Annotated in this window: 4 protein-coding genes and 1 pseudogene; 1 reads left to right on the top strand and 4 read right to left on the bottom strand. The window is 65.0% G+C overall.

The annotated features are described in order from the left end of the window. From glgX to WB785_RS03230, 4 genes and pseudogenes are all read right to left on the bottom strand, one after another. Window positions 1–1,370: glycogen debranching protein GlgX (gene glgX, locus WB785_RS03245; protein ID WP_424077256.1), on the bottom strand; the 1,370-nt coding region annotated here is incomplete at its 3' end. 57 nt (window positions 1,371–1,427) lie between these two features. Then, on the bottom strand, window positions 1,428–3,608 hold the full coding sequence (locus WB785_RS03240; protein ID WP_424077257.1) for an acyltransferase family protein: 2,181 nt from the start codon (window positions 3,606–3,608) through the stop codon (window positions 1,428–1,430). Between the two features lie 82 nt (window positions 3,609–3,690). Beyond that, window positions 3,691–4,116: pseudogene (locus WB785_RS03235) on the bottom strand (NlpC/P60 family protein); the annotation flags it as partial. A 543-nt stretch (window positions 4,117–4,659) separates the two neighbouring features. Continuing rightward, window positions 4,660–5,076: a hypothetical protein gene (locus WB785_RS03230; RefSeq protein WP_424077255.1), complete on the bottom strand. Its 417-nt coding sequence runs from the start codon at window positions 5,074–5,076 to the stop codon at window positions 4,660–4,662. 77 nt (window positions 5,077–5,153) lie between these two features. Between WB785_RS03230 and WB785_RS03225 the strand changes: the two genes are divergently transcribed. Then, a partial coding sequence (locus WB785_RS03225) for an aminotransferase class III-fold pyridoxal phosphate-dependent enzyme (protein WP_424077254.1) occupies window positions 5,154–5,699 on the top strand: 546 nt, incomplete at its 3' end.

Genomic DNA, 5,699 nt, shown 5'->3' with positions numbered 1-5,699 from the left:
ACGCTCGAGTGGGGGCTGCGACCCTCGGCGCCGTAGAGGTCCGACGAGCCGGTGAGGCGATAGGCCATCTCGGCCAGCGTGCGGTTCTCGCCGCGCCAGCAGTCGCGCACCGTGTCGCGGAACTTCCCGTTCCACTCGGACCACAGCGGCGGGAAGTTGCCGACCTGGTACCCGCCCTCGCCGACGTCCCACGGCTCGGCGATCAGCTTGACCTGGCTGACCACCGGATCCTGCTGCACCAGGTCGAAGAATGCGCTCAGCCTGTCGACGTCGTAAAACTCGCGAGCCAACGTGGAGGCGAGGTCGAATCGGAAGCCGTCGACATGCATCTCGGTCACCCAGTACCGCAGCGAGTCCATGATCAGCTGCAAGGTGTGCGGATGGCGCGCGTTGAGGCTGTTGCCCGTGCCGGTGAAATCCTTGTAGAACCGCAAGTCTTCATCGACCAGCCGGTAGTAGGCGGCGTTGTCGATGCCGCGGAAGTTGATCGTCGGGCCGAGGTGATTGCCTTCGGCGGTGTGGGGGTACACCACGTCGAGGATGACCTCGATGCCTTGCTCATGAAACGCGCGAACCATCGATTTGAACTCGGACACCGCGCCGCCAGCCTGCGGGTTCGCGGCGTACTGGCTGTGCGGCGCGAAGAACCCAAAGGTGTTGTAGCCCCAGTAGTTCCGCAGTCCCAACTCCAGCAACCGGTGGTCGTGCAGGAATTGATGCACCGGCATCAGCTCGATCGCGGTGATATTCAGCGATTTGAGGTGATCGATGATCACAGGATGTGCCAGCCCAGCGTAGGTGCCGCGAAGCGCTTCGGGAACACCTGGATGGGTTTCGGTCATCCCCTTGACATGCGCCTCGTAGATGACCGTCTCGTGATAGGGCGTGCGCGGTGCACGGTCGGTCGCCCAGTCGAAGAACGGATTGATGACGACGCTGGTCATCGTGTGGCCGAGCGAATCGACATGCGGGGGAGCGCCGGTCGCGGCGGGGTCTTCGGCTTCGGTGGCCATGTCGTAGGAGAACAACGCCTGGCCGAATGTGAACTCGCCGTCGAACGATTTCCCGTACGGGTCGAGCAACAGCTTGCTGGGGTCGCATCGGTGACCGGCCGAGGGGTCGAACGGCCCGTGCACCCGAAACCCGTAGCGCTGTCCAGGGCTAACCGTCGGCAGATACGCGTGCCAAACATATCCGTCGACCTCGTCGAGGCAGATTCGACTCTCGTGCCCGTCGTCGTGAATCAGGCACAACTCGACCTTTTCAGCGATCTCGGAGAACAGCGCGAAGTTGGTGCCACCGCCGTCGAAAGTGGCGCCCAGCGGATAACTGCTGCCCGGCCATACGGTGACCAGCTCGGGTGGAGTCATAGCGGCACCATTGGTGGGGTCTGACGGGGGCATCCTTCGACCTTATCGGCGCGGGCGTCACCACCAGCCAGTGGCCGCCCCGACTTGGCGACCCAACTCGTTGGTCATCGTGCGCATATAGGTGGCGGATAGGTGATGAGCGTCGTGGTATACCAACACGTTTCCCTCGACAGCGGGGCAGATGTCGGGGCGGCAGACGGCATCGCTCATGTCCAGCGGTTTGAGCAGCGGGAATTGCTCGACCCAGTCGAGAGTGGGATTGTAGTCAGCCAGCACGTCGGAACGCTTGATACCGCACGACAGTGCGTCGCCGCCCTTGGCCAGGCAGTCCGACGGGTTGAACGGTTGACCGTCTTTGACAAGCCACGGGGTGTCGCGCATCGCGAGGATCGGAATGTTGTTGTCGGAGAACGTTTGCCAGATTCCGAGATAGGTTCCCGGCATCACATCTCCGGGTTTGATGTTCCAGGGCCGGGTCGATGTGGTGAACACATAGTCCGGATGGTCGGCCACCACCTTGGCCATGGCCTTTGGCACCCAGTCGCGGCACTCCGGGTACGGCGCATTGCTGCCCATCACCAACGGCATCTGCTCGGTGGACAGCGGACAGCCCATCTTGAGGTAGGTCGTCACCCTGAAGTGGTGTCTGCGTCCGAGGAGATCCAGCGCGGTGAGCCAATGCTCGGCATGCGAGCCACCGGCAAGGGCGATGGTCCGGGTGGCGGTTTTGTCGCCGTAGGCGCAGGTGATGACTGAAGTGTTGGCAAAGTCGCCGATGCAGCCATCGCGGGTGGACGGCGGGTAGTCCGTCTGGGCTTCCAACACGGTGGGCCGGGTCCGAAGCTTGGGTACACGCACATGCTTGACCAAGGCGCGGGCACCGGGATAGTCGTGGGAATTGAGCCCGCTGAGTTCCTTGCCGCTGGCGCGCTCCACGCTGACATGCTCGACCCAGGTGAATGCGGTCGCGGTCAGCGTCACGCCGAGCATCGCCACCATTGATCCGAGCACCATGGTGGGACGGCGCAGCCGCGCCCGCCACGGGATGACCGGGCCTGGCTCGGGCGCGGTGTTGACCCCGCTGCGGTGTCGCAGCGGGTCTTCGACGAAGCGCGTAGTCAGGTAGGCCAGCGCGCCCGATAACAGCAACACCGCCGTACCTTCGATGAAGTTGGCGCGCCGGTGACCGGTGTACGCGAGCCAAAAGATCAGCAGGGGCCAGTGCCACAGGTACAGCGAATAGGCCATCGCGCCGAGCTTCACCAGCGGCTCGGCCGCCAACAACCGGTTGGGCAGCGGCAACTTGTCACGGGTAGTGGGATGGGCTTGCCGGTTGGCGCCGGCCAGGATGAACAGCGCGGCGGCCCCGACGGGGACCAGCGCCCACGGCCCCGGGAACTCCTTGACGCCGTCGATGAGCGCGCCGCAGGACAACACCGCTGCCAACGCGACGGTGGCGATCACCGTGCGCAGCCACATCGGCCAGCGGATGTGGGGGACCAGCGCGCCGACGAGCGCCCCCAGCAGCAACTCCCAGGCCCGCGCAAAGCTGTTGTAGTAGGCGCTCGCCTGATTGGCTTGGTGCGCAAAGATCGCGTAGACGAACGATGCCACCGCCAGCGCGCCGATCAGCAGCACGAACACCGTCCGCAACCGGTCGCCGAGACGAGCGCCGAACCAGCGCCGGAATAGATAAGCGAACCCGAAAACCAGTGCCAGGAAAGCGATGTAGAACTGGCCCTGCACCGACATCGACCAAATGTGCTGCAGCGGACTGACCGCCTCACCCGCACGCAGATAATCGGCCACCGTGCTGGCCAGCTCCCAGTTTTGGTAATAGCCGAGACTGGCCAGGCTCTGGTCGGCGAAGGTCTCCCAGCGAGTCTCTGGCTGAATCAGGATCGTCAGCACCGCGCATGCGGCCAACACCACCACCAGCGCCGGCAGCAACCTGCGGACCAGTCGGATCACTTCCGGTACCGGCGACAGCGAGGACGCCGGGTTGAGTGCCGCGCGGAGCAATTTGCCGCCGAAGAAGAACCCGGACAGCGCCAAGAACACGTCCACCCCGCCGGAAACGCGGCCGAACCAGACGTGGAACATCGCGACCAGCGCGATGGCGATGCCGCGCAGCCCGTCCAAATCGTCGCGGTAGAACCCTGCTTTCCGGTTTCCCATGGCGGACTGGGCGGATTCCGCAATAGGACCGACGGCCGGACAGGTCGGGTAGACGGTCATCATGATTGACAGACAATCTACCCAACCTGCTTACCGCCGGCAGCGCGCTAACGGCGCGTCGGCGAGTGCCCGGTCAGGACTCGATGATTCGGGTCAGATACGGAACCATCCCGTTGGTGCGCGCCGGCGAAATCGTGACGGCGGGCTCGGTGGCCTCGATCATTTGGCCGTTGCCGAGGTACATGGCGACACTCTGGGTGCCTGCGGGGCCGTAGCACATCAGGTCGCCGGGCTTCGCTTGTGAAAGCGCGACTTTGCGGCCGACGTTGCACTGCTCGCCCGAGGTCCGCGGCATCTTGAGCCCGGCGCCGGCATAGGCGTACTGGATCAGACCCGAGGCGTCGAAACCGACGATGTTTGCCTTCAGCCCGGTGCCGCGAGTCGGGCCCGCGGCGTTGCCGCCGCCGTACAGGAACGGCACACCGCGCTGCGAAAGTGCGCGCTGAATCACGTAACTGGTCGACTGCGTGTGGCCGACCAGTGCCGGACCTTGCACTGGCGATCCGGGCAGGGTCGGACTTTGCGCTGAGGGTGCCGGCAGGGTCGGACTTTGCACTGACGGTGCCGGCAGCGCTGGACTCTGCACTGACGGCCCCGGCAGGGTCGGACCCTGGGGGTCAGCGGTCGCGGAAGTCGGGTTGAGCATCGGTAGCGTCAGCAACAGGGCCAGGCTGATTGGGACCGCGTAACTGGGTCTCATGTCGATCACCTCTCTGTGGCGTCAGCGCGGTGACTACGCGCGTCCGCCGCCATTCCTTCCGGTTCATCACAGAGACTCATGCGCTGGCCCGCCCCGTTGGGGGCCGCACGCCGTTACCTATGCGGGTGCCGACGTGGACCCTCGATGAACCGCTGGATTCACAACAGCCACTACAGACACTTTGGCAACAAATGCCCGCGGCGGCCACACCAAAGGCGCCTCACGAGGCATTTTTTGTCGTACCGTGACCCAACGGTGACCGCTTGCAGGCCGGGGGCTCAATTCTCAGCGCGCAGTTGTGATTTCAATCTCATCGCGGTTCTGTCACGACGCTGCGCAAGCCCGGCGCCGTCAGTGCCAATACTGGCCGCAAAAGGTGGTCAACATCGAACCGACGACGGAGCTGAGGACGACGATGGCGATCGCCAACAGCGGCCAAAGGGACAGGTACCACCCCTTCAGCAGCGATACCACCGGGCCGACGACGGCGGCAGCGATCGCCGCGCCGATGCCGCCCCACACCACCGGGTAGATGTAGAAGTCGACGCCGTAGGGCACCGGTGGGCAATCGTCACCCGCGCACACGTCCTTGAGGAAGCCGAAGAGCTGCGATCCCCAATCCGTCGCGATGGCCGCGACCAGCAGCGCAGCCAGCAAAGCGATAGTGGAGACGACGTCCCACGGGACCAGCCGCAGCCGCAATACCGGTGGCGGCGCGTCGGTGTGGTCACCCGCTGAGCGGTCGTCGAACTGTTGCGGCGAAACCATGGTTGCTCAATGCTGCCGGATGGCCGGCGTTTCTGCGACCGAAGGCTTCGGGCCGCGGGCCGTTACCCTCGTTCTCTATGACTTCTGCGGCCGCAGGGACGTCTGGGCTCACGCCCGAGCAGATCAGCGCGATCGACGCGGCGCATCTGTGGCATCCCTACAGCACGATCGGCGCGGAAGCGCTGCCTCCAGTGGTGGCTGTCGGTGCCCGCGGCGCCCGGCTGACACTGATCCGCGACGGTCAGCCAGTCGAGGTGCTCGACGCGATGAGCTCCTGGTGGACGGCCATCCATGGCCACGGTCACCCGGTTTTGGATGCGGCGATGGCCGCGCAGCTGGCGACGATGAACCACGTCATGTTCGGCGGGCTCACCCATGAACCCGCCGCGCGGTTGGCCCAGCTGCTGGTCGAACTGACGCCGTCGGGGCTGGAGACGGTGTTCTTCTGCGACTCCGGGTCAGTGTCGGTCGAGGTCGCGGTCAAGATGGCGCTGCAGTATTGGCGCAGCCGCGGCCGGCCCGGCAAACGGCGGCTGATGACCTGGCGCGGCGGCTATCACGGCGACACCTTCACACCGATGAGCATTTGCGACCCCGACGGCGGCATGCATTCGCTGTGGACC

This window comes from Mycobacterium sp. (assembly GCF_049585075.1).
Classification (GTDB): domain Bacteria; phylum Actinomycetota; class Actinomycetes; order Mycobacteriales; family Mycobacteriaceae; genus Mycobacterium.
The sequence above is the reverse complement of the archived record's forward strand: the minus strand, read 5'-3'. Positions and strand labels throughout refer to the sequence as shown.

Bases quoted from the DNA above. Each gene is read 5' to 3' on its own strand.
- WB785_RS03240 (WP_424077257.1), bottom strand. From the start codon at position 3,608: ATGACCGTCTACCCGACCTGTCCGGCCGTCGGTCCTATTGCGGAATCC.
- WB785_RS03230 (WP_424077255.1), bottom strand. From the start codon at position 5,076: ATGGTTTCGCCGCAACAGTTCGACGACCGCTCAGCGGGTGACCACACC.